At 39.7% G+C, this 23,184-nt stretch carries 25 protein-coding genes; 17 read left to right on the top strand and 8 right to left on the bottom strand.

Features of this window, described 5'->3' with window-relative positions; translation table 11 throughout:
- Positions 1-3: 3 nt before the first annotated feature.
- The 10 genes from pdhA (at position 4) to FS458_RS16630 (ending at position 9,604) form a co-directional block, all read left to right on the top strand.
- Positions 4-1,068, top strand: a complete 1,065-nt coding sequence (pdhA, locus tag FS458_RS16670; protein WP_144702766.1) for a pyruvate dehydrogenase (acetyl-transferring) E1 component subunit alpha — start codon at positions 4-6, stop codon at positions 1,066-1,068.
- A complete protein-coding gene (locus FS458_RS16665) occupies positions 1,068-2,063 on the top strand; it encodes an alpha-ketoacid dehydrogenase subunit beta (RefSeq protein ID WP_144702763.1) in 996 nt (331 codons plus the stop codon). Before pdhA ends, FS458_RS16665 begins: the two co-directional genes overlap by 1 nt.
- A gap of 13 nt (positions 2,064-2,076) precedes the next feature.
- Positions 2,077-3,342 carry a dihydrolipoamide acetyltransferase family protein gene (locus FS458_RS16660; RefSeq protein WP_144702760.1) on the top strand — a complete coding sequence of 422 codons (1,266 nt, stop codon included), beginning with the start codon at positions 2,077-2,079 and terminating at the stop codon, positions 3,340-3,342.
- Positions 3,343-4,776 carry a dihydrolipoyl dehydrogenase gene (gene lpdA / locus FS458_RS16655; RefSeq protein WP_144702757.1) on the top strand — a complete coding sequence of 478 codons (1,434 nt, stop codon included), beginning with the start codon at positions 3,343-3,345 and terminating at the stop codon, positions 4,774-4,776. It begins immediately after the preceding gene.
- 434 nt (positions 4,777-5,210) lie between these two features.
- Positions 5,211-6,275 (top strand): undecaprenyldiphospho-muramoylpentapeptide beta-N-acetylglucosaminyltransferase, encoded by a 1,065-nt coding sequence (locus FS458_RS16650; protein ID WP_144702754.1) that lies wholly within the window; start codon positions 5,211-5,213, stop codon positions 6,273-6,275.
- 78 nt (positions 6,276-6,353) lie between these two features.
- A complete protein-coding gene (locus FS458_RS16645) occupies positions 6,354-7,079 on the top strand; it encodes an AzlC family ABC transporter permease (RefSeq protein WP_370630063.1) in 726 nt (241 codons plus the stop codon).
- The gene (locus FS458_RS16640) at positions 7,072-7,377 is read left to right on the top strand and encodes an AzlD domain-containing protein (RefSeq protein WP_066391480.1); all 306 of its coding nucleotides are present in this window, start codon (positions 7,072-7,074) and stop codon (positions 7,375-7,377) included. The genes FS458_RS16645 and FS458_RS16640 overlap by 8 nt, the downstream gene beginning before the upstream one ends.
- A gap of 96 nt (positions 7,378-7,473) precedes the next feature.
- A complete protein-coding gene (locus FS458_RS21140) occupies positions 7,474-7,605 on the top strand; it encodes a hypothetical protein (RefSeq protein WP_255520061.1) in 132 nt (43 codons plus the stop codon).
- Between the two features lie 128 nt (positions 7,606-7,733).
- Entirely contained in the window at positions 7,734-8,594 is an 861-nt protein-coding gene (locus tag FS458_RS16635) for a Cof-type HAD-IIB family hydrolase (RefSeq protein WP_144702752.1), read from the top strand.
- 152 nt (positions 8,595-8,746) lie between these two features.
- Complete coding sequence (locus tag FS458_RS16630; protein WP_144703749.1) at positions 8,747-9,604, top strand: glycerophosphodiester phosphodiesterase; 858 nt, start codon at positions 8,747-8,749, stop codon at positions 9,602-9,604.
- A gap of 25 nt (positions 9,605-9,629) precedes the next feature.
- Here FS458_RS16630 and FS458_RS16625 read toward each other — a convergent pair whose 3' ends face one another.
- The 4 genes from FS458_RS16625 to FS458_RS16610 form a co-directional block, all read right to left on the bottom strand.
- On the bottom strand, positions 9,630-10,322 hold the full coding sequence (locus tag FS458_RS16625) for a DUF421 domain-containing protein (RefSeq protein WP_186320595.1): 693 nt from the start codon (positions 10,320-10,322) through the stop codon (positions 9,630-9,632).
- Between the two features lie 97 nt (positions 10,323-10,419).
- Positions 10,420-11,472, bottom strand: coding sequence for an ABC transporter permease subunit (locus FS458_RS16620; RefSeq protein WP_144702746.1), 1,053 nt, complete (start codon positions 11,470-11,472; stop codon positions 10,420-10,422).
- Entirely contained in the window at positions 11,462-12,346 is an 885-nt protein-coding gene (locus tag FS458_RS16615; RefSeq protein ID WP_144702743.1) for an ABC transporter ATP-binding protein, read from the bottom strand. The genes FS458_RS16620 and FS458_RS16615 overlap by 11 nt, the downstream gene beginning before the upstream one ends.
- Positions 12,330-12,734, bottom strand: a complete 405-nt coding sequence (locus tag FS458_RS16610) for a GntR family transcriptional regulator (protein ID WP_144702740.1) — start codon at positions 12,732-12,734, stop codon at positions 12,330-12,332. Before FS458_RS16610 ends, FS458_RS16615 begins: the two co-directional genes overlap by 17 nt.
- Before the next feature lie 143 nt (positions 12,735-12,877).
- On the opposite strand from FS458_RS16610, the gene FS458_RS16605 reads away from it, so the two are divergent.
- Positions 12,878-13,705, top strand: a complete 828-nt coding sequence (locus FS458_RS16605; protein WP_144702738.1) for an HAD family hydrolase — start codon at positions 12,878-12,880, stop codon at positions 13,703-13,705.
- 87 nt (positions 13,706-13,792) lie between these two features.
- Positions 13,793-15,058 carry a M48 family metallopeptidase gene (locus FS458_RS16600; RefSeq protein WP_186320594.1) on the top strand — a complete coding sequence of 422 codons (1,266 nt, stop codon included), beginning with the start codon at positions 13,793-13,795 and terminating at the stop codon, positions 15,056-15,058.
- A 243-nt stretch (positions 15,059-15,301) separates the two neighbouring features.
- On the opposite strand, the gene motB is transcribed toward FS458_RS16600, so the two are convergent.
- A complete protein-coding gene (motB, locus tag FS458_RS16595) occupies positions 15,302-16,078 on the bottom strand; it encodes a flagellar motor protein MotB (RefSeq protein ID WP_370630084.1) in 777 nt (258 codons plus the stop codon).
- On the bottom strand, positions 16,068-16,853 hold the full coding sequence (motA, locus tag FS458_RS16590; RefSeq protein ID WP_137790478.1) for a flagellar motor stator protein MotA: 786 nt from the start codon (positions 16,851-16,853) through the stop codon (positions 16,068-16,070). The genes motB and motA overlap by 11 nt, the downstream gene beginning before the upstream one ends.
- 223 nt (positions 16,854-17,076) lie before the next feature.
- Here motA and FS458_RS16585 point away from each other — a divergent pair, with 223 nt between their 5' ends.
- The 4 genes from FS458_RS16585 (at position 17,077) to FS458_RS16570 (ending at position 20,789) form a co-directional block, all read left to right on the top strand.
- Positions 17,077-17,646 (top strand): RNA polymerase sigma factor, encoded by a 570-nt coding sequence (locus FS458_RS16585; protein WP_144702732.1) that lies wholly within the window; start codon positions 17,077-17,079, stop codon positions 17,644-17,646.
- Positions 17,627-18,382 carry an anti-sigma factor gene (locus FS458_RS16580; protein WP_144702729.1) on the top strand — a complete coding sequence of 252 codons (756 nt, stop codon included), beginning with the start codon at positions 17,627-17,629 and terminating at the stop codon, positions 18,380-18,382. The genes FS458_RS16585 and FS458_RS16580 overlap by 20 nt, the downstream gene beginning before the upstream one ends.
- A gap of 175 nt (positions 18,383-18,557) precedes the next feature.
- Positions 18,558-19,109, top strand: coding sequence for a TlpA disulfide reductase family protein (locus tag FS458_RS16575; protein ID WP_186320593.1), 552 nt, complete (start codon positions 18,558-18,560; stop codon positions 19,107-19,109).
- Positions 19,110-19,367: 258 nt separating this feature from the next.
- Positions 19,368-20,789, top strand: a complete 1,422-nt coding sequence (locus FS458_RS16570) for an ATP-binding protein (protein WP_144702723.1) — start codon at positions 19,368-19,370, stop codon at positions 20,787-20,789.
- Positions 20,790-20,844: 55 nt separating this feature from the next.
- Here the strand turns inward: FS458_RS16570 and FS458_RS16565 are convergent, their stop codons facing one another.
- Both FS458_RS16565 and FS458_RS16560 read right to left on the bottom strand, forming a co-directional pair.
- A complete protein-coding gene (locus FS458_RS16565; RefSeq protein WP_137790473.1) occupies positions 20,845-21,456 on the bottom strand; it encodes a CAP domain-containing protein in 612 nt (203 codons plus the stop codon).
- Positions 21,457-21,544: 88 nt separating this feature from the next.
- Entirely contained in the window at positions 21,545-22,078 is a 534-nt protein-coding gene (locus tag FS458_RS16560; RefSeq protein ID WP_144702720.1) for a histidine phosphatase family protein, read from the bottom strand.
- Positions 22,079-22,404: 326 nt separating this feature from the next.
- Between FS458_RS16560 and FS458_RS16555 the strand changes: the two genes are divergently transcribed.
- A complete protein-coding gene (locus tag FS458_RS16555) occupies positions 22,405-23,034 on the top strand; it encodes a hypothetical protein (RefSeq protein WP_144702717.1) in 630 nt (209 codons plus the stop codon).
- Positions 23,035-23,184: the final 150 nt, after the last annotated feature.

The following is a 23,184-nucleotide window of genomic DNA, read 5'->3' as shown; positions in this document are numbered from 1 at the left end:
TCCATGGAAAAGTTATTTCCAAAGATGCAGATCATTAATGAGAACGGTGAGTGGAATGACGAAACATACCGCGGTGAGATCACAGAGGAACTAACGAAAGAGCTTTACACGAAGATGCTTCGTTCGAGGCTTTTTGACCGTAAAGGGGTAAACCTGCAGCGTCAAGGACGGATCGGTACGTACGTTCCTTTCGAAGGGCAAGAAGCGTCACAGATCGGAAGCGCGATGGCGATGGGTGAAGGCGATTGGATGTTCCCGACTTATCGAGATCACGCGGCAACGATGACATTTGGTCATTCGCTAAAAACACTTTTTCTTTATTGGAAAGGCCGCCAAGAAGGATGTATCCCTCCGGAAGGAAAGAACATTTTTCCTCCAGCCGTTCCGATTGCATCACAGCTTCTTCATGCGACAGGAGCTGCTTGGGCTGAAAAGTTAAAAGGTACAGATCGTGCTTCTATCGTTTACTTTGGAGACGGAGCAACATCAGAAGGTGATTTTCACGAAGGCTTAAACTTTGCTAGCGTGTTTAACGCTCCTGTTGTTTTCTTTAATCAAAACAATGGGTTTGCCATTTCAGTACCGATCGAAAAGCAGATGAAAAGTAAAACAATCGCTCAAAAAGCAGTAGCATACGAGATGGAAGGCGTTCGATTAGACGGTAATGATGTGTTCGCTGTATATTTCCACACGCGTACAGCGGTGGAGCGAGCCAGAAAAGGGGAAGGACCAACGTTGATTGAAGCTGTAACGTGGCGTTATGGTGCACATACAACAGCTGATGATCCTTCCAAATACAGAAATCAAGAAGAGTCTGTGAACCGCCGTGAGACGACGGATCCGATTCTTAGATTAGAGCGATTTATGAAGAACGAAAACATGTGGGATGAGAAGTGGGCGGCTGACCTCCAAGAATCACTAACGCTGGAGATTGAAGCAGCAGTAAAAGAGATGGAAGAAGCACAAGCACCGCATTATAACGATGTGTTTGATCATGTGTTTGCAGAGAATCCTTGGCCGATCGAAAGCCAAAAAGAAGCATACGCTCATTCAAGAGGTGATCGCTAATGACAACGGCAGTAGATACGAAAAAATTAACGATGGTTCAAGCTGTAACAGACGGTATGAGAGTGATGATGAAAGAACACGAGAACGTAATCGTGCTTGGTGAAGATGTTGGACAGAACGGCGGAGTGTTCCGTGCAACAGATGGTCTAGTTGCTGAATTTGGAGAGAATCGAGTCATTGATACACCGCTTGCTGAATCTGGCATTATTGGTACATCGATCGGGCTTGCGATAAACGGCTTCAAACCAATCGCTGAGATGCAGTTTCTTGGTTTCATCTATCCTGCGTTCAATCAGATCATGACTCATGCGTCTCGAATCCGTGCGAGAACACTTGGACATTTTACAGTGCCAATGGTCATTCGGGCACCTTTTGGAGCAGGCGTACGTGCACCTGAAATCCATTCTGATTCTGTTGAAGCTTTATTTACGGGGATGCCAGGAATGAAGGTTGTTGTTCCATCTAATCCGTATGACGCAAAAGGGATGCTTGTTTCAGCGATTGAAGATCCTGATCCTGTCCTTTTCTTAGAGCCGATGCGCTGTTACAGAAGTACGAAGATGGATGTTCCTGAAGGAAAGTATAATGTTCCACTTGGAAAAGCTGCTCGCCTTCAAGAAGGAAACGATGTAACAATTTTTGCTTATGGCGCGATGATCGAAGTCGTTATGAAAGCTGCAAAGACAGCAGAAGAAAAAGGGATCAAGTGTGACGTGATCGACCTTCGTACACTATATCCGTTAGATAAAGAAATGATCGCTGAAAGTGTACAAAAAACGGGTCGTGCCGTCATTGTTCATGAAGCACCGGGAACAGGTGGACTGGGAGAAACGATCATATCATTGATCAATGATACTTCTTTCCTTTATATGAAAGCGCCGATCGAGCGCGTAACAGGTTTTGATACGCCGGTTCCGATGTTTGCGCTAGAAGATCATTATTTGCCAAGTGCGGATCGTGTTGTTCAAGCTATTGAAAAAGTAACGCAATTTTAGGAGGTGAGTGTGAGTGGTAGAAGTTAAATTGCATGATATCGGTGAAGGAATGCACGAAGGAGAAGTTATACACTTTTTCGTAAAAGCCGGAGACTCCGTAAAAGTTGATCAGCCTTTAGTAGAGGTTCAAACGGATAAAGTAACCGCCGAACTTCCTTCACCAGCAGCCGGAACGATTAAAGACATCAAGGTAAAAGAGGGAGATGTCGTGACTGTAGGATCTGTTATCTTAACGATTGATGCTTTTGCGCCGTCTTCCCAAAAAGCAGAAGACGCTCCAGAAAACAAAGATCAGCCGGTCGTTGAAAAAATAGTTAAAGCACCAAGTCACACTGCCTTTTCGGGCGGTATCGCAACATTGAACAAGCGTGTTCTAGCTGCTCCATATACTCGAAAAATTGCGCGTGAAAACGGTGTGGATATCGAACAGATCAAGGGTACAGGACCTGGTGGACGTGTGACAGATCAAGACGTTTATAACTTTATTGATCAGCCTACAGAAACTGAGGCAACACCACATGGTTCTGTGGAAGAAAAAGCGACTGCTCCGACTAAAGAGTTTTCAACAAGTGACCCGGAAGAGATTCCGTTTAAAGGACGCAGGAAGCAGATCGCGAAGAAAATGGTTCAATCTCTTGCGACGATTCCGCACGTCACGCATTTTGAAGAGATCGATGTAACAGCTGTTATGAATCTGAAGAAACAGCTTAAAGCGATGGATCCAGATAACAAGCGTGGCATGAACGTGTCTGTTGCAGCGTTTTTCGTAAAAGCGATTCAGATCGCATTAAAAGATTTCCCGATTTTCAACGCAAAGCTAGATGAAGAAAAAGAAGTCATTCGTCTTGAGAAAAATGTGAATATCGGCATCGCCACCGACTCTGATGAAGGTTTGATCGTACCAGTGATTCAAAAAGTCGAACAAAGAAATATACGAGACATCGCGGTTGACATGAAAGACAAGATCACACGTGCTAAGACGAACAAGCTGAAAGGTTCTGATCTAACAGGAAGCACGTTTACGATTTCAAACGTTGGTCCGCTCGGCTCGATCGCTGCGACACCGATCATCAATCATCCTGAAGTAGCGCTGATGGCTTTTCATAAAACAAAGAAAACGCCTGTTGTGATCGGAGATGAGATCGTGATTCGTTCTATGATGAACGTATCTATGTCGTTTGACCACCGCGTTGCAGACGGCGCAACGGCTGTCATGTTCACGAACCGCGTAAAAGAACTCATCGAGAATCCTTACTTCATGACACTGGAGCTGATATAGATGGTTGTAGGTGATTTTGCAACAAAACGACAACTGGTTATTATCGGAGGCGGACCTGGCGGATACCATGCCGCAATCCGTGCGGCACAGCTTGGAATGGAAGTTACGCTGATCGAAAAAGAAAAGTTAGGCGGTGTTTGCCTTCATAAGGGATGTATTCCTTCAAAGAGCCTTACACAGTCTGCTTCTAACTTTTCAAGCCTTTATCAATATAAAAACATGGGGATTTCAGTTTCAGACGCAAGTTTTGAATATGATACCTTCACAAACTATTATTCTTCGGTTGTAACTGGACTTCAAAAGGGAGTAGAAGCCCTGATAAAAGCAAACAAAATTGAGCATTTAACAGGTACAGCATCTTTTATGTCCGGTGAGAGAATAGGTATCGACTCTGGTCATCATTTTGAGATGTATGAATTTGAGCACGCGCTCATCGCGACAGGAAGTTCACCATTATTGCCAGAACAGGCAAAGCTATCACATAGAATCATGACACCTCATACGTTATGGGAGTTGGGTGAGCTTCCTAAAAGTCTATTCATCTATGGAGCTGATTACTTTGCACTGGAAGCAGCTATGGCTTACAGACAGCTTGGGAGTGATGTTACGTTAGCCATACCCCGTAATGGCTTTGGTCTTGACGCTAGCATTGAAAAAGAACTGCAGCGTGTTTTAAAGAAAAACAAGATAAAAGTATTTAAGAATCATCTATGGGAAAGTGCTGAAGAGATGGCTGATTCAGTAACCGTATCGTTGAAAAAAGACGGTGATGAAAAAATTTCTGTCGAGACTTCTCATGTATTGTATGCTGCTGGCTATTCGCCGAATGTGGATAGTCTAGGACTAGAAGCGATTTCGATCGAACGTGACGAGAATGGTTTTATTATCGTAAACGAACATAGCCAAAGTTCTGTTTCTAACATATACGCGGCTGGTGACTGTACGATTGGGATGAAGTTAGCATCAAAAGCAATTAAGCAAGGAAAGACGGCAGCTGAACATATGGGAGGAATGCAGTCATCGTTCAATTTAAGTCTTGTTCCTTATGTGGTGCACACGAATCCGCCGATTGCTTCCGTAGGTCTCTCAGAAGAGCAAGCTCTAGCTGAGGGCTATGAAGTGAAGACGGGGCAATTTTCAATGAGTGGCAATGGCTTTGCTTCCATCCTCGGTCAAAAAGAAGGATTGTCCAAGATGGTGATGGACGCGAAGAGTGATGTGGTTCTCGGCATTCACATGATGGGAGCTGGCGCTGTCGAAATGATACAAGCGGGAACATTTGCACTTGAGATGGTTGCGCGTGAAGAGGATCTGGCTTACCCGGTCTATGCGCATCCAGCTTTGAACGAAGCATGGCTTGAAGCGATTGAGAGCGCGAGCGGAAAAGCGATTCATGTACCTCCAGCTCGCAAAAAAGAGAAAAGCTCTGTATGAGTGTTATGATGATGTGAAAAAAACGGTCTTGTAGGCCGTTTTTTTGTTGGGGTTAAGGGTATATGGAGTCAGGAGTTTGTCGAGTTATGTCATCTCGCCGATATATGATCAAAACTCGCCGGATTATCGCTCAAACTCGCTGGAATAAGTCCGGAATTTCTAGGATTAATGCCTGAATTTCTAGAATTCGCTGTGCATATACCCCTGCTGGTATCATTAGGAACTTCTTTCGATCGCTGAAATGACGTGTATTTAGTTCTTAGAGGAAACACCTCAAGCACAAAAACGTTCAAAATGTGATATTCAATCAGAATTTACAAACAATTATCACTCACATGCCATTTTCTTTTTTGGGCTACATATATTAAAATGGCGATAAGATAACATCCGCTATAGAAAAGCACGGCGGATATAAAAGAAGTGAGGAATGCTGTTTGAAGAAGTTAGTTTTAACTGGCGGTGGCTCAGCTGGACACGTAACACCGCATCTTGCCTTAATACCTAAATTGGAGAAGATGGGATGGGACTTGAATTACATCGGTTCTGTTGATGGTATCGAAAAAAGTTTGATCCAAGATGGAACGAACGTGCCTTATCATGGAATATCTAGTGGGAAATTGCGTCGTTATTTTGACTTAAAAAATATAAAAGATCCTTTTAAAGTGGCAGCTGGTGTTGCACAGGCTTATTTTAAGCTTGGAAAATTAAAGCCCGATGCTGTTTTCTCAAAAGGAGGCTTTGTGGCTGTACCTGTGGTTATCGCAGCATGGATGCGCAACATTCCTGTTTATATCCATGAATCAGATATTACTCCAGGTCTGGCTAACAAAATCTCATCTAAGTTTGCTTCTAAGATTTTTGTAACGTTCGATGAAGCAAAGAAACATTTTGCAGCAGGGCAAGCGATTGTGACCGGTTCACCAATTCGCGATGAACTTCTTCAAGGTACTAGAGAAAAAGGTTTGTCTTTCTTAGGCTTCCGAAGCCATCTCCCTGTACTGACAATCATGGGTGGAAGCTTAGGTGCGCGTAAGATCAATGAAGCTCTTCGTGAAGCACTGCCTGAATTGTTACGTTCTTATCAGATCGTACACATCTGCGGAAAAGGAAACGTAGACGAAAGTTTAAAAAATACAGAAGGCTACAGACAGTTCGAGTATATTCAAAGTGAACTTCCAGATGTGGTTGCAGCAACAGACTTTGTGATTTCTCGTGCTGGATCGAACAGTATCTTTGAGTGGTTAACGCTTAAGATACCAATGCTACTTATTCCGCTTTCAAGAGCGGCGAGCAGAGGAGATCAGATCCTTAATGCGCAATCCTTTGAAAAACAGGGTTATTGCCACGTTCTTTATGAAGAAGAACTTACGAAAGTAACATTGATCACCTCTTTAAAAGATCTGAAAGATGATCAAGAGCAGATGAAGAAAAACATGGACACATTTAAAGCTTCTGATAGTGTAGACCTTATTCTACGCACGATCACAGGACAGAAATAATGATAAGGGGTCTGTCCCGGGGACAGACCCCTTACAATTTAATAGCTTCCACATCTTATAAAACGGAGATGAAAAAAGATGATGCCAAGCCCTGCCGTACATAGAGAAGAATCACCTGCATACTGGAAGAAAGGTGTTCAAGCTGGTTTGCCGATCGCAATTGGTTATATGCCAGTTGCATTTACATTTGGTCTGCTCGCTAAAGCTGCAGAGTTAAGTCTTTTTGAAACGATAGGCATGAGCGTTATCGTGTTTGCTGGTGCTTCGCAATACATCGCCTTATCGATGATTGTGGCAATGAGTGGTGCTGCAGAACTAATCCTGACCACTTTCATTATGAACATTAGGCACCTTCTTATGAGTGCTTCTTTAAAGGAGCGTGCTGAGGATGACCCTAAATGGCTGCGTGCGATCTACGCTTTTTTCATTACGGATGAGACTTTTTCTGTTGCTGCGACCTCATCCGAGAAAAAAATTACGGGAAGCTATTTGCTTGGATTGGGAATCGTTGCATACAGCTGTTGGGTAATCTTTTCAGGGGTAGGTTATGTGATGGGAGCTGGACTTCCACAATCACTGCAAGATAGTATGGGGATCGCGCTTTATGCGATGTTTATCGCACTACTCGTACCTGCTGCCAAAAAGAGCAAGAAGGTAATTGCACTTGCCGCGACTGCAGCAGTATTAAATTCAATCTTCTCGTTCGTTCCCACTTTAAATGGTGGATGGGGAATCATTCTATCTACTTTAATCGCTGCCGTTTCAATCGAGTTTTTTATGAAGGGGGATGAGAGGGATGAGTGAACAATTAATATGGGTAATTGTCGGGATGGGAATCGTTACCTATATTCCTAGGATGTTGCCGCTCGTTCTCTTTCATACGAACCATCTCCATCCAAGGATACAAGGGATATTGAAGAACGTTCCTTTTGCTATACTAGGTGCACTCATTTTTCCAGGTGTATTTACCATCAATCCAGAAAATTATCTATATGGGGGAATAGGTGCTGCTGCAGCATTTATCGCGGCTTGGTTGAACTTAAATGTGATCGTGGTCGTGCTATCTTCAATCTTCGTTTTGTACGGTTATACGTTTTTGTAGGATATTGTCATAATTTACTTTGTAAATATTACACCTTATGAATTGATTTGTTGAAAAGGTGGGCGTATAATCACAATTAAAAGGAGGAGATACAAGATGCCTCATTTAGTTCGTTTTGTACTAATTGGTTTGTTTTCCGTTTCAGCTTTATCTGTACTCTCTTTTCAAGCCGTTGAGATTTTTCATGCTGTAACGGACGTTGTACAATCTTTTATCTATAAAGATTAATAATTTGTAAAATCGGAGAGCTATCTATAGCTCTTTTTTTTGTTACCTGATAAGCTTCAAATAATGATTAACAAGCTTTCAATTATGGGTACACTTACTAATGGACTAAGCAATAAAGGATGATTTAGATGAAATTAATCGCAATTGATATGGATGGAACTCTAGTTAATAGACAGTTAAAAGTAACAAAAGAGAACAGTGAAACCATTAAAGAAGCTGTAAACGATGGCCATCATGTTGTAATCGCTACAGGTCGCTCTTATGATGAAGCCAAACACACGCTAGAAGATGCAGATCTTCATCTGCCGCTAATTTGCGTAAATGGAGCAGAGATTCGATCAGAAGGATGGGAGATCCTTTCTTCGATTCCTTTAACATTTGAGCAGTACGAGGATATCAAAAAAATTCTGGACGAAGAAGATATTTATTATGAACTCTACACGAGCAAAGGAACATTTACAGATAATCGGGAAAAAGCTTACGAAGTGATGAAAGATATCGTGTTAACTTCCAATCCAGAAGCTACAGATGACGACGTTCAAAAAGCGGCTCTTCGTCGTTTCCGCTTAGGATTAGTGAGTGTTGTTGGAGATTTTGATAAACTTTTAAGTGAGAATGGTATTGAGGTTTATAAATTTCTTGCCTTTTCAAGTGATACAGCAAAACTTCAACGAGCTTTTCAGCATTTAAAAGGAGTTGATTCTCTCGCAGTCAGTGCTTCTGCTGATAACAACTTAGAGATCACGAATAGTGAAGCACAAAAAGGTGTGGCGGTTCAACGGTATGCAGAACTTAAAGGAATCTCTTTAAAAGACACGATGGCAATCGGTGATAACTATAATGATGTTTCCATGTTAGAAGTGGCAGGTTTTCCTGTAGCTATGGGAAATGCTGTTGATGAGGTAAAAGAGATGGCATCATTTGTTACGAAAGAAAACGATGAGAGTGGTGTCTCGTTTGCAATCAAGAAATTTTTAGAACAAAAATAATAACACTTACAAAAGCTGGTTCGAACATTTCGGACGAGCTTTTTTTGTATACAAAAACTTACACATGATTTACAAAAATGCAAAAGCAGGTTCACATTCCCTTGTTACAGTGACAAAGTAGTTCACTTACAACAAAGGGAGAGTGCAACATGATGAAGAAATTAATAAAAACGGGTATAGGAGCTTTAGCACTAAGTCTTACATTGATGGGGGCTGATAGTTCAGTGGTTGATGCAAAAGAAAAACATAAAGACATCTTAAATGTTGCGCATCGAGGAGCTTCTGGTTATGCACCAGAACACACGATTACATCCTATAAGATGGGTGAAAAAATGCATGGAGATTACATTGAAGTCGATCTTCAGATGACAAAAGATGGCGAGTTGATCGCTATGCATGACGAGACGTTGGACCGTACTACGAACGGAACAGGTCAAGTAAAAGATTATACTCTTGAAGAAATCAAACAGCTTGATGCCGGAAGCTGGTTCAATGAAAAATATCCAGAGCAAGCAAAAGCAAAATACGAAGGACTTCAAGTACCAACATTAAAAGAAGTATTTGAAACGTTTGGAAAGAATGCGAACTATTATATTGAAACAAAATCACCTGAAGTTTATCCGGGTATGGAACAAAAGCTTCTTGATGAAGTAAATGAGTATGGAATTAATAAAGATAAGTTGTTGGTTCAATCTTTCAGCTCTGAAAGTCTGTTAAAGATGGACGAGATCGATCCTTCAGTAAAACTTGTTCAGCTTTTAGAGTATACAAGTCCTGCTGAGTTAACGGATGAAGAAGTACAATCCATCAAACAATATGCGATGGGAATCGGGCCAAACAGCGATATGATCGACCGCGAGTATGTACAAAAAGCGGTGCAGAACGACCTAGAGATCCATCCGTATACGGTAAACGAAAAAGAAGAAATGCAGAAACTGATCGACTGGGGTGTAACAGGTATTTTCACAAACTTCCCTGATCTTCTGCATGAAGTGAAAAAAGGTAAATAACGAAGAAAAGCAGCTGATACGCGTGTCAGCTGCTTCTTTCTTTTTTTACAAAAAATACCTCTCCATCATCTTGTAACTGTGCGAAGAAGACCTCTTTTACATCTTGATAACCCGCACTCTTTAATTGCTGATCCAACCATTCGTCTGACAAGCTATATTCTTTAAAGGGCTGATCTATTTTCTCTCCGTTTGAGATCAGCATAGCCGGCAAATATTGAGGAGCTTCTGGTGGAATGTTGAGATCTTCTTTTGTAACAGAGTCTTTAAGTGGCTTTTTTAACACACTGAGTTGTCCGTTAGGCTCCATAACCGCATACTCTACTTCCGTAATATCAAAGACCGCACTGATCCTGAGAAGCATCAATAAATCATCCATCGACATCTGCATCCGCTTAAGCTCTTTTTGCATGATCTGTCCTTTTTTTATAACGATTGTCGGCTGACTTTTCGTTAGTTTTGTGAGCAGGGGAGAATGGCGGTTGAGAAATTCTATGCCGAATACGGCTAACGCCCAGAAGCTCAGAGACGCCAAACTTTCCCAAACCGTGATCTCTTTATGAACGACCATGTCTCCAATGATATTACCCATCGCGATGCCAGTTGCATAGTTAAAAAATGTAAGTTCACCAAGTTGTTTTTTCCCGAGCAACCTCATGAGCATTAACAAAAAAGCAAAACCTAGAACTGTTCTATAGATCGTGATTAAGATTCCATCCATTGTCATCCCTCATTTACATGTGCTGTTATTGTTATCAGGATGCCCAAACAAAAATAAGGCAAACAAAAAAGAGCGAACATATTGTCCGCTCTTCTCTTTATTTGCCAAACTGCATACGGAAATGAATCAATTTTTTCAACATAAAGTATGCTAGAACGCCGCCTATTGCTGCAGATAAGTAATAGCCTATTAAAGATCTTGAATCATAGTCGCCAAATATACCGCCACCTAACATTCCGAACGTTAGAGCAAAGCACAATACAACGCCAAAGGTAAAGAATCCTCTACCTTTTTCAAAAACAAGTAATCTACCGTTGTTCTCGTTCTTAGTTCTGCTAAAGAGCCAAGTTCCAAAAACTACGGATAGAATCGTATAAGCTAGTGGAATGAGTAACATGACATAAGGTATATGTGAGAATTCAGTAAAAGAATTTTCTGTTGAAAGATTTATATCATAACGGAAATCAATGATAGGTATTGGCAGTGTTAAACTATTGATTAAATCACCAAATACTTGAGTGGTATGTGCATCACGATTAATAGAAATCCCGTGGTACTCTAAAAACGATGCAATTAGAGATAAAAACCCAATCGGGAAAAGTAGAAAGATACCACTTAACACTAATTGTGAGACTAGACTGCCTGCAACTGTCCCAATAAAAAGACTAAAAGAGAATATAGCGATAGAAAACGGAATAACGATCATCATGAATTCAAAAAGAAATGCTGCATCCGTTACTTCTGAAAGAATAGTAAACTTTACGATAAGCATACAAACTAACAAGTTAACCAAAAGGCCAGTTGTTATATGACCAACTCCAAAGATCCATTTTGAAAGAAAGATCTCTTTACGTTTAAACGGAAGTGAGAACGTTAGATCAGTAGCATGAGACGTACGTTCACTGCCCACTAAAAGTGCAGCTAATCCTATTACTAAAAAGAGAAATAATACGATATCGGAACCAGTAAAATGAAAGTTTAAGTAATAGTTCTCAGGTGCATCACGATAGGGATTATTTTTTTCAGTTAACATGTTTTGTGCTTTTCCAAAAAAAGAATACGGCAGAAACAGAAACAACGAAATATAGATTCCCCATACGGCAGGACTTCCTAGTTTTTGGTTCCTCATCCACAATGCTCTATGAAACATGTGATTCACCTCCAAGTGTTGAAATGAAAATATCTTCGAGTGTCATAGGTAGTTCTTCTAATAATAGCGGATTCTCTGAGTTCATCTTTTCAAGTGTCGCGTCAATGTTACCTTCGATCATCAATGTATAGACACGTCCTGTTTGATTTAAGATATTCACGTTGTTCAATTGCTCAATCTTTTCAGGCAGAGAGTGTTTGTAAACAACTTGTACTTTGCGGAACGATGATTTCGCATCCTCGATAGAGGTTGTGGATTCAATTCGTCCTTCTTTAATCATGATAAGAACATCTGCCATCTTCTCTACTTCCTCTAAATGATGAGTAGAGATGAGAACACATAACTGTCGCTCGCTCACTTCTTCAATAATAAATTGCAAAATATTTCTTTTCACGATAGGATCAAGTCCGTTTGTTGGTTCATCTAAAATAATCAGATCCGATTTCGTTGAAAAAGAAAGGATCATTAAGAACAGTGCCTTCATTCCTTTAGAGTATGTTCTGATCTTTTTATTCTTAGGAAGTTTAAAGCGATCCAGAAGAGAGTAGAAGTACACAACATCAAAATCTTCGTAAATCGCATCGTAAAGCTTTACGATTTCTTTCACGCTATAGCTCTTTAAAATCTCAGTCGAGTCAGGTACATACGTGATCTTTTGTTTAACCTGAGGATCTTGATGAATATCTGTATCATTAAAGAGCACTTGCCCCTCATCAGGATCTAAAATACCGGCGATCACGCGAAGCAGCGTAGACTTTCCAACACCGTTTCTTCCGACCAAACCTGCAATTGTACCTGGTTCAAGTGTAATGTTCACATGATCTAACACTTGAGACCCTTCTATCGTTTTACTAATATTATTCACTCTCAGCATGACTGTCTTTACCCCCAAGCTCTTCTGAAAAGTTTTTCAACCACTTTGATAATGTTTGGTGATCGATACCTAGATAGGAAGCTTCAATAAATAGCTGTTTCAGCTGTTGTTTCAATTCCGTAATCTTCTGATCATCTGCTTTAGGTACGATAGAAGCGGAAACGAACGTTCCTTTGCCTCTCAAGGTCTCAATGATCCCTTGGCGCTCTAATTCTTGATAAGCCTTACTCACTGTATTTGGATTGATCAGTAATGTTCCTGATAGTTCGCGTACCGAAGGCAATTTTTCTTCTGGCAACAAAATTTCTCGCAAGATCAATTCCTTGATCTGATGAACGACTTGTTCCCATATCGGTGTATTGCTTCGGGGATCTAAATTCAATATCATGTTATCCCACCTTTATATACTATATGTGTGTATTACTGTGTATAGTACACTTATAACATACAAGATTAGTAAATTTATGTCAACGTACTTTTCTTTACTTTTTTTGAGTAGGATTACTACAATGAAAGTAGGAGGGATGAGACGTGAAATCGATTATTGATGATGCAAAGTTACTTATTTTTGACTTGGACGGAACGCTATATGAAGATACAGACCATTTTGATTATTACTGCCGCTTGTTACAAAAAAGGGTGTCTGATGATAAACAGAAAGCTTTTTGGGATACATATGAGAGTATGAAGAAAGGAACACACCCCGTTGGGATCGGAAAAGTGTATGATATCAAGAATGATGCAAGTGTTACAGTTGATCCCATGACCCTGCAAGTAACAAAAGTAATATCCTTTAATGGAGAAGAGTGGCCACAGGATAAAGTAAGAGCAGAATTCTCAGGGGAGCTTGTGTATGATTTTGAACGATTGATTGCGATCGGTGATGGTTGGTGGCTGCCATATGCTACAGCTATGCATTTCGGCTTGAAACAAGCAGATACATGGGAATGCTACAATGCTACAAAAGAGTACATGGTAACCGATCAGTTCCAGCTATCGAAAACACCTGGCCTTAAACAGGCATTGCAACGTTTAAAAGAGAAGAAAAAGGTGGTTCTCTTAACGAACAGCGAAAGAGAAGATGTGAAACGCTTGTTACATGAGTTAGAGCTTCATGACCTGTTTCATGCTCTTTATACGGAAAGTGAAAAACCGTTAAAGACGAAAGAAAAATTAAAGACGATATTGAATGAATACGGCGTACAGCCACATGAAGCAGTATCGATTGGTGATAATTTTATAAATGAAATCGCACCAGCACTTCTAATGGGATTAAGAGCGGTATACATCCAGCCTAATTCCATTGATGTAGAGCATGAAAACCTTCATGTCGTTCCAACTTTAGCCAATGCTCTCTAAGATTCTCAAAGTATTTTATGAAAGCTTGTTCTAATTTGGACAAATCGCCCTACACTTTATAGTAGGTAATAAAGGGGGGCGCATGCTTTGAAAAAATTGTTATGGTTTGTAATCGGCTTTGCGATATACGCGGGTTTGATGTGGTTTTACTTGTTTCAAGGAGCAGACGCAAACTTGCCTGTAGATCTAAAAGGCTCTGCTGCAGATCCAGCAGTTTTTATGACTGACCGTGAACTAGAACTTAGCACTGATTTTTCAAGGATCAAAGATTTCATCTACTTCATTTCTGTGCCGCTAGAATGGTTGATCTATCTGTTTGTTCTAGGGTTCGGATTATCGAAATGGTTCCGAAAGACTTCTAGTGGGTTAACTAGATTCTCTATTGTACACACCGCTCTTTACGTGCTGTTGCTTTCGTTTGCTAGCTGGGTGTTAACATTCCCGCTCCGCTACTACAGTTTCACCGTTTCCAAAAGTTACAATATATCCGTTCAATCGTTCCACAGCTGGATGAGGGATGGACTAGTGGATTTCTGGATCAACTGGTTGTTAACAACCGTGATGGTCGCTGTAATGTATTGGTTGATCAAGAAATACGAAAAAAGATGGTGGCTTTACGCGTGGCTGCTTTCCGTGCCGTTTACTTTGTTTCTTTATTTTATTCAGCCTGTAGTGATCGATCCCTTGTATAACAAGTTCTATCCGCTTCAGGATGAAGTGCTAAAAGGAAAAATTTTAGATATAGCAGAAAGAGCTGACATTCCGGCTGAAAATGTGTATGAAGTGAACATGTCTGAAAAAACAAATGCATTAAATGCTTATGTAAATGGAATCGGATCAAACTTGCGAATCGTACTATGGGATACCACATTAAATAAATTAAGTGATAATCAAGTCTTGTTCGTAATGGCTCATGAGATTGGTCATTATGTGATGAACCATCTATATTGGAACTTGATTTCATCTGTTGTCCTATCGTTCTTAGGATTGTGGCTCGGAAATATCATCTATCGAAAATGGGTCGAGAAGTACGGAAAGTCATGGGGGATAAAAGGGATAGGAGATCTAGCGGCACTTCCCGCACTGCTATTGATCTTTTCTCTGTTAAGCTTTGCTGTATCTCCGGTCGAAAATGCGGTTTCAAGAAAAGCAGAACGTGACGCTGATCTGTATGCCATTCAGATGACTAATAACCCGAAAGCCGCAGTAGGGGCTTTCCAAGAACTCGCGACCGTTTCTTTAAGCGAAGTGAACCCACCAAAGCTTGTAAAATGGTTCTTATACGGCCATCCGACCATGCTGGAGCGTATTCATTTCTTGGATAGCTATAAAACGAGTAAAAAGATGGAATAAAGATGAAAACTGGCTTCTTTGACAGTGGATAACCACTTTTAGAAGCCAGTTTTTTTATGGATGTATTAGATGTGGTGTGAAGCAAGAGTTGTGTGAAATGTGTTTGTGAGCGATTCTCAAGACTTATGGGCGACTCTCAGGATTTATGATCGATTCTCGAGATTTATGATCGGTTCTCAGAATTTATGATCGATTCCCATCGCTTCTCCACATATTTCTAACATCGTCATATGCAGCTCTAAATCACTGCACAGCTTTCAAACTAACATTTGGCAGGACCAGTACTTCTACACGGCGGTTTTTTGCTCGGCCTTCTGGAGTTTTATTCTCTGACTTTGGACGATATTCTCCATAACCGCTTGCGCTGACTTGGTTCGGTTTCAATGAAGGATTCTCGAGCAGAACGCGCATAAAGTTGATCCCTCTTAACGCGCTGAGTTCCCAGTTCGATTGAAAGTTTGCAGTGCTGATCGGTACGTTATCGGTATGGCCAGCGATGACAATATTTCGTGGTGGTGTAGTCACGAGTAGATCAGAAAGTTTTTTTCCGATCTCAATAGATCCAGGCTTAACTGTAGCACTTCCAGAGTCGAACAGAGCATTATCTAAGATGGTGATCAACAAGCCGTTTTCAGTCAGCTTTGTTTGCAGACTAGAATCAAGTTTGTTTGTTTCTATATAGGCATTGATCTTTTTTTCCATCTCTTCTAATTGTTCAAGTTCTTTTTTTGCTGCTTCTAGCTGTTCTTTTTCTTCCTTGGATATGACTTCTTTTTGTGCATCAGGTATGGGAGTAGAGTCGGGAGAAGGAATGGGTACTTGTTCTTCCATGACGCCTGTTCCGCCTGTGAATTCATTTCGAAAAGCACTTGCCATCTGTTTGAACTTCTGAGCATCGATCTCACTCATAGCAAACAATACAATGAATAATGCCAACAAAAGCGTGAGCATGTCTGCATAAGGAATGAGCCAAGATTCATCCACATGTTCATCATGATGTTTTTTCTTCTTAGCCAACAGAACCACCCGCTTTGTATTGATCACGTTCGCTAGTTGGAATATACGTTAAGAGTTTTTCTTCTAGAATTTTTGGTGAAGTTCCGTCTTGAATAGACAACAGTCCTTCGATCATGATCTCTTTAATCATGATTTCTTTTTTTGATTTTCGTTTTAACTTGTTAGCGAAAGGGTGCCACAGTACATAACCAGAAAAAATACCAAACAACGTAGCAATAAAGGCTGCTGAGATCGCTTTACCTAAAGCGGTGATGTCGGCCATATTTCCTAGTGCTGCAACCAATCCTACTACGGCACCTAATACACCAAGAGTCGGAGCGTATGTACCAGCTTGCGTAAAGATCGTAGCGTTGCTCGCATGACGTTCTTCCATCGTTTCTAAGTCTTTCATTAAGACGTCTTTAATAAATTCAGGAGGCTGACCATCCACGATCATCTTGATTCCTTGTTGTAGGAACGGATCATCCACTTCTTCGGCTTTTGGTTCTAATGCGAGCAATCCTTCTTTACGAGCGACGGTTGCCCATTCAATAAAAATCGTGACAAGCTCTTTCATATCGATGAGCTTTTGTTCTTTAAATAAAATCTTGAAAAGAGCAGGAATCTTTTTGATTTCGTTCAACGGAAATGCGATGAGGATAGCTGCTGCAGTTCCGGCAAATATAATAAGCAATGCAGCTGGGTTCAATAAGGCTGTCGGACTTGCGCCTTTTAAAAACATTCCGACACCTACAGCCAATATGCCTAGAATGACTCCGATTAATGTTGTGCGATCCATAATGATGTTCCTCACTTTATCTTTAAATTCTGTATCTTTTACTTGAGCTATATTTTCTTTTATATCGGAAAGATAAAGGGAAACTTAATGATAAAAGTCGGAAAAAATGTGATCCAAATTGCTTTATTTAACGTTATCTTTATACATCCATCGTAAAAAAAGACAAATACTGCCTCATTTTGATATGATAGATTTATTCTGTGTGCAGTAAAGGAGACAAAAGATGGGTAGAACTTCTGATTACGAACTTTATTTAAAAGTTCAAGAAGAAAATAAAGAAGCCCTTGAAATGCTGTATGATCGTTATGAAAAGCTATTGTTTTCTTTTTCATTTAAAATGTTGAGACAAAAAGAGTTGGCTGAAGAGGCAGTTCAAGACGTTTTTATGAAACTGTGGCGAAAAAAGGGACTCTATTCAGAGGATAAAGGGAAATTTTCTTCATGGCTTTTAACCGTTACACGAAATGCCTGTATTGATTTAATACGAAAGCAGCAAAAAAATGAAGTTGAGATATTAGAAAAAGATATAGATTATGAACGAACTGAGAGTGTAGAAGAGACCGTTACATGGAACGAGGAAAGAGAGAGCTTGAAGGAAGCCGTTTCTTCGTTAACAGAAGAGCAGCAAGATATTGTAGAGATGTTCTATTTCAAAGGCTATTCACAATCAGACATTGCAGAGCGAAAGAACATTCCTCTCGGTACGGTAAAAGGAAGGATACGTTTAGCACTGAAACATTTAAAAAAGATCTATCGAGAGAGGGGGGATAAATATGGAACAGAAAACTTGTGATAATCTGCTGGAATATTATAATGGCTTGCTAGAAGGTAAAGAAAAAGATGCCTTTGAAAAACACTTAAAGCAATGCGATGCATGTCAAGAAGAATGGGCAGAATGGCAAGAACTAACAGCCGATCTTCCATATTTATCAGAAGAGGCACAACCTCCGATTGGTATGAAAGAACGTATTTTAACAAATGTTACGGCTTCTAACTCAAGCTTTACACATCAAGAAAAACAGTCTGTTAACAAAACCGATGAATTAACGACAACGGTTTCTCCTATTACCCAACGCAAATCAAAACCATGGATACAAGGTTTACTTGCAGCTGGTCTATTGTTATCACTTGGTACGAATGCTTATCTATTTAATGAGAACAACAAAAATGAACAAGTGATCGAAGAGCAGATCAACAAAACGTTCAAGACAGTTCAACTTGCGTCTGAAGAGACAGATTCGACAGGTGTAGCATCAATGGTACAAGAGAATGAGACGATGAACCTTGTTGTTCAGACGAATAATCTAACACAAGTCAAAGGAACCGAGACTTATCAGGTTTGGCTGATTGAAGGAGACAAACCTTATCGAGCTGGCACATTCACACCAGACGAAAATGGAAACGGTGCAGTGGTGTTCCCCGTTAAATTCGAAGGCGAACACAATTGGGATGCAGTTGCAATTTCACATGAACCAACTCCAAACAGTAAAAAGCCAGTTGGCACGATTGTGATGGCCTCTAATTTATAAGTACCCGGGAGACAACAGCTTAAACATAAGTTGTTGTCTTTTCTAATTTTTAGGACAAATGATCCACTCTGTCGCATGTTACTCTTTACTTATGAGCATAGGAGGAACTTTGCAGTGGCAGTATGAAATCCTCTATAATAAATTTTAGTGAACCAATTGGAAATGAGGAATTATATTGAGAATAAAATCAATCGTGATCCTTCTCTTATTTGCTGGATTGATTGGTCTAGCATTTTATACAGCTATCGATAAGAAGGAAGAACCACGAACTGAAGTTAAGGAAGAAGAAAATACTGGATTAAAACAAGGAAGCACAGCACCTACCTTTTCATTAAAAACGCTAGACGGAAAACAAGTCGACTTAAAGGATTATCGTGGAAAAAAAGTAATTGTGAACTTTTGGGCTACGTGGTGTCCCCCGTGCAGGGAGGAAATGCCCGAAATGGAGAAGTTCTATAGAGATTATAAGAACAAAGATGTAGAAATTTTAGCAGTTAATCTTGAGTACTCTGAAACAAATACAGAGAAAGTAAGCAAGTTCGTTAAAGAATATGAGCTGTCTTTTCCTATTCCTCTTGATGAAAAGAATACAATAGGAAAACAGTTTAGAGCCGTGTCGATCCCTACTAGCTATTTTATCGATGAAAAAGGAATGATCAGTAATTCACATATAGGTCCAATGGATTACGACTTCATGAAGGATGAAATCAACAAGATGAATAGGTAATTATTGTTTTAAAGCCTTTGACCAATTTTGGTAGAAGGCTTTTTTATTTTATTTCTTTTAAGTTGAAATAGTTTATTTTGGAAAACACTTCAAAAGACCCGTATAGTTGATTGTAAAAAATGGGAAAGTTGTCCAATAGGGAAAACAATAATTTTGTCGAATTAAAAAGTTTAGTGAAAACAAAGATGAAGTGGTTAAATCTCATAATAGCCCGAGCAACAGATCAGGAAATTCTGTAAATAAGAAGGGGACTAATTAATGAACAAGCAATATGAAGAAGTCGAAATTAAACGTATTGCCGATTTTCACCATTCACTTAATCATTGTCCTATCCATCTTTTCGGTTTGAGAAGAGATGGTGAGGGTGAATATAAGTTTACCTATTCTGTAGGTTCTATGCTAGATGAACTCGGTGTATCCATAAAGCCTTTACCAGGAACAAAACTACATGACCTATTTAACAAAGAGTTAATCGCAGAGTGGACTGAACCATTAGAAAGAGCATTTTCAGGTTCGATCCAAAGCACAGATAGTCTGTTAGGCGTTAGAAGTATCCGCACAACTCTTTATCCGATAACAGGAAATAATCATGATGTTATAGAGGTTGTGGGAACATCCTATATAACATCGATTAGAGAGGAAGAACGGACAACTGTACAAAATTTAAAAAAGTTTAAACAGTTGTTTAATCATGCACTAGAAGCGATTGTTCTATGTCGTTCAAATATGGAGATTGCCGAAGTGAACGACCGTGCTTGCGAACTATTGCAACTTTCTAAAGAAGAACTTATAGGAATCAGTGCAGACCAATTTTTTGTAGGAAATGGTAAAGAGTTAATCCGAAAGAAATGGAAAGAAGTCTTGAATGGAAAAAAGATTGAAGGAGAGTTCCGTTACAAGACACCAGATGGTCTGGTGAAAGAAATCCAATACTCTTGTGAGAAAGATATCGTAGATGACTTACATGTTACGATTTTGAAAGATGTGACAGATCAGAAGCTTACAGAACAAAAATTATTAAAAGCGGAAGCGTTAAATGTTGTAGGAGAGCTTGCAGCGGGCGTGGCACATGAAATACGCAATCCTTTAACTTCTTTAAAAGGTTTTGTTCAACTCATCCAGAATCAAACAGATGAATTCGATCAATATTTAACGATAATTCTTACTGAGGTTGATCGAATTGAACATATCATTAAGGAGTTTTTAGTACTATCTAAAAGCAATTCACAAAATTTTATGATGTCATGTGTGACCGATATTATTAATGACACAGTAGATTTGCTGAACACACAAGCTATTATGAAGAATATTGAGATCAAAAAAGATTTAGAAGATCAGATTCCACTTGTTTTTTGTGATCCTATGCAGCTTAAACAAGTGTTCATCAACTTTTTGAAGAACGCGATCGAAGCTTCTGCTGTTGGAGATTGTGTAGAAATTAACATGAAGTCATCTAGAAATAAAGATTTTCTTCATGTTCAAATACGTGACTATGGATGCGGTATGGATGAAACGGTCATGAAGAAGATCGGGAAACCCTTTTTTACGACAAAAGACGAAGGTACAGGCTTAGGTTTGATGGTAAGCACAAACATCATCAAACATCATAACGGGAGATTAGATGTGAAAAGTAAAAAAGGAAAAGGTACGATGTTTACCATTACGATTCCCATTCATTAATGAGCTAAGCGAACGAAAAAAGCTTTCCCACAGCGGGAAAGCTTTTTATTATTTATTATCCTTTAAACATTTGAACGAACATTTTACCGTATTGTCCACCATCTACTACACCGATACCAACGCTAGTGTATTCAGACTTAAGGATGTTCTCACGGTGACCTTGAGAGTTCATTAGGCTAGTGTGAGCACCATCTACAGATGAATTACCTGCAAGGTTCTCACCAGCTGTGTTATATTCAACACCAAATTTCTTCATCATATCAAATGGAGAACCGTAAGTTGGTGAATTGTGGTCGAAATAGTTGTTGTCGATCATATCTTTTGCTTTAACGCGTGCAACTTTTGTTAATTCAGGATCAGCTTTAAGTGCTGGCAATCCTTGTTTTTCACGCTCTTGGTTTACAAGATTTAACATTTGTTTCTCTTGTGCAGTTAGTTCTGCACCTGCTTCAGCTTTTGGTGCTGCTTCAGCTGGAGCTTTTGCTTGCTCTTGTTGTGGTGCTGGTGCAGCTTGTTGTTGCTGTTGTGGAGCTGGAGCTGCCTGAGCTTGTTGAGTTTGGTTATTATTTAAAGAAGCGAACGGGCATGAAGATGCCGCTTCTGAGATTCCTGCGTTTGCGCCGAATAGGGAAGCGCCTAATACTGATGCTACTACTAATTTTTTCATAAGATGTTTCCCTCCTAATAATTTATCTTACGTGTACAGGTTTCGGGATTTTATGAGGAGGGTTGGGGGTCTGGAATTATGTACCAGTTTAAGACACCCACAGCTTGGATACATCTTTTAAAGAAACATCAATAAGATACACATCTGGATTGGAGAGAAGCTCCCATTCCTTAAAACCGAATGATGAATCAAACAAATTAATCATCAAGCTAAGCAGATTTCCATGCGTAACAATCAGAACGGATTTATAGGATTCATTTTGCAAGTCATTAATGAAGGAAGAGATTCTTTGCTTTGCTTCAAATGTGGACTCGCCACCAGGAAACTTTAGATGTTCTTCTATATATGTACGTTCTAGATTACTTCTCCAATTGGGGTCAGCTTCAGCAGATAGAATACGTTCAGCCAATCGTTCATCTATCTTTATAGATTGCTCACTTAACTCTGCAAAAGGTTTAATGGTGTCGATGGCTCTTTTGAATGGACTCGAGATCACACAATCAAAATGGTGACCCTCCAAAAAGACAGCCAGTTCTTTGGCTTGCTGTTTTCCTTGAGCAGTTAATGGAGAATTACTTTCTTGACCTTCCGCTTTACAATGTCTAATTGCTGTAATCTTCATGAATTAATCCTTCTTTCTATTAGGTAATACTAAACAAGGTGTTGATGTTAAGTCTCTTAAGCTTCATTGATAAGTTGATTGGAGTGTAGGGTGCGGGACTCCTGCGGGACAGGTGGGCAGGTGAGACACTTAAACCTGAAACGTTGGAATGTGGCTCACCGCCTGCCCCGCGGAAAGCGAAGCACCTGAAACGGAAACCAACACTTTAAAGAACATCACAGAATTTCCTATCATCACTCAATTTAAACAGTTGTTTAAACTTTCGAGACGTTAAACCCAAAACCCTCCCGAATACTATGAATGTTGAAAAACGAAGGGAGATTGTTATGTATCCTGAATTAAACCATTTTAAGCAAATGAAAAAAGAATACGATATCGATATTGCTCGCGCTCAAGAAAAGTGGCAGCAACTACATAAACAAAAAGAATGGTCTTCAAATGAGTATGAAGAGTTATTAAATTCATACGGTGTTAGAAACTCAAAAATCACGATGGATGATTTAACAGAAGTAAAGAATAAATACTTGTTAGCGATGGAGAAAGAACGTAATGCCATGGAACAGCTGGATGAATTAAAAGAGAACCGAGATGATCGGTTGTCCGAGTATTTAAAAACGGTTTATTCTTCACGCGACAGAGAGCTAGACACGGCTAAGAATAGTATGGAAAAGAAAATACATCAGCTTGAACGTTTAAAAGCAGAGTACTTGATGATGGTCAAACAGATACAAGAGATTCATGCGTATCGTCAATCTGTTGAAAAAGAGACGAATGAAGCGATCACGAGTTATCAGCAATCTTATGAACCAAAAGAAATTCTTCCGTTGTATCCCTCATTGGCACGTTTAGAGATTCCGCTCTCTGATATTCAACATGTTTTTCAAAAAGGGGAACTGCCTGATCATCTAAAAAAATATATCAATTTTCATGATGATCCTAAGCGTTTTCCAAGATAAAAAATCTGTGTTTTAAAAGGGAGTGAGTTAAATAAACTCCCTTTTTATCTAAAAAAAAAGCCATAATCCTTAAAAAAGGATTATGGTAAAGAAAACCGAACGCATGATGAAGAAATGGGGGGTAGGGAATTGCTCTGCCGGCCTCTTGCC

The sequence above is a fragment of the Fictibacillus phosphorivorans genome (genome assembly GCF_007673525.1).
Taxonomy (GTDB): Bacteria; Bacillota; Bacilli; order Bacillales; family Fictibacillaceae; genus Fictibacillus; species Fictibacillus phosphorivorans_C.
The sequence above is the reverse complement of the archived record's forward strand: the minus strand, read 5'-3'. Positions and strand labels throughout refer to the sequence as shown.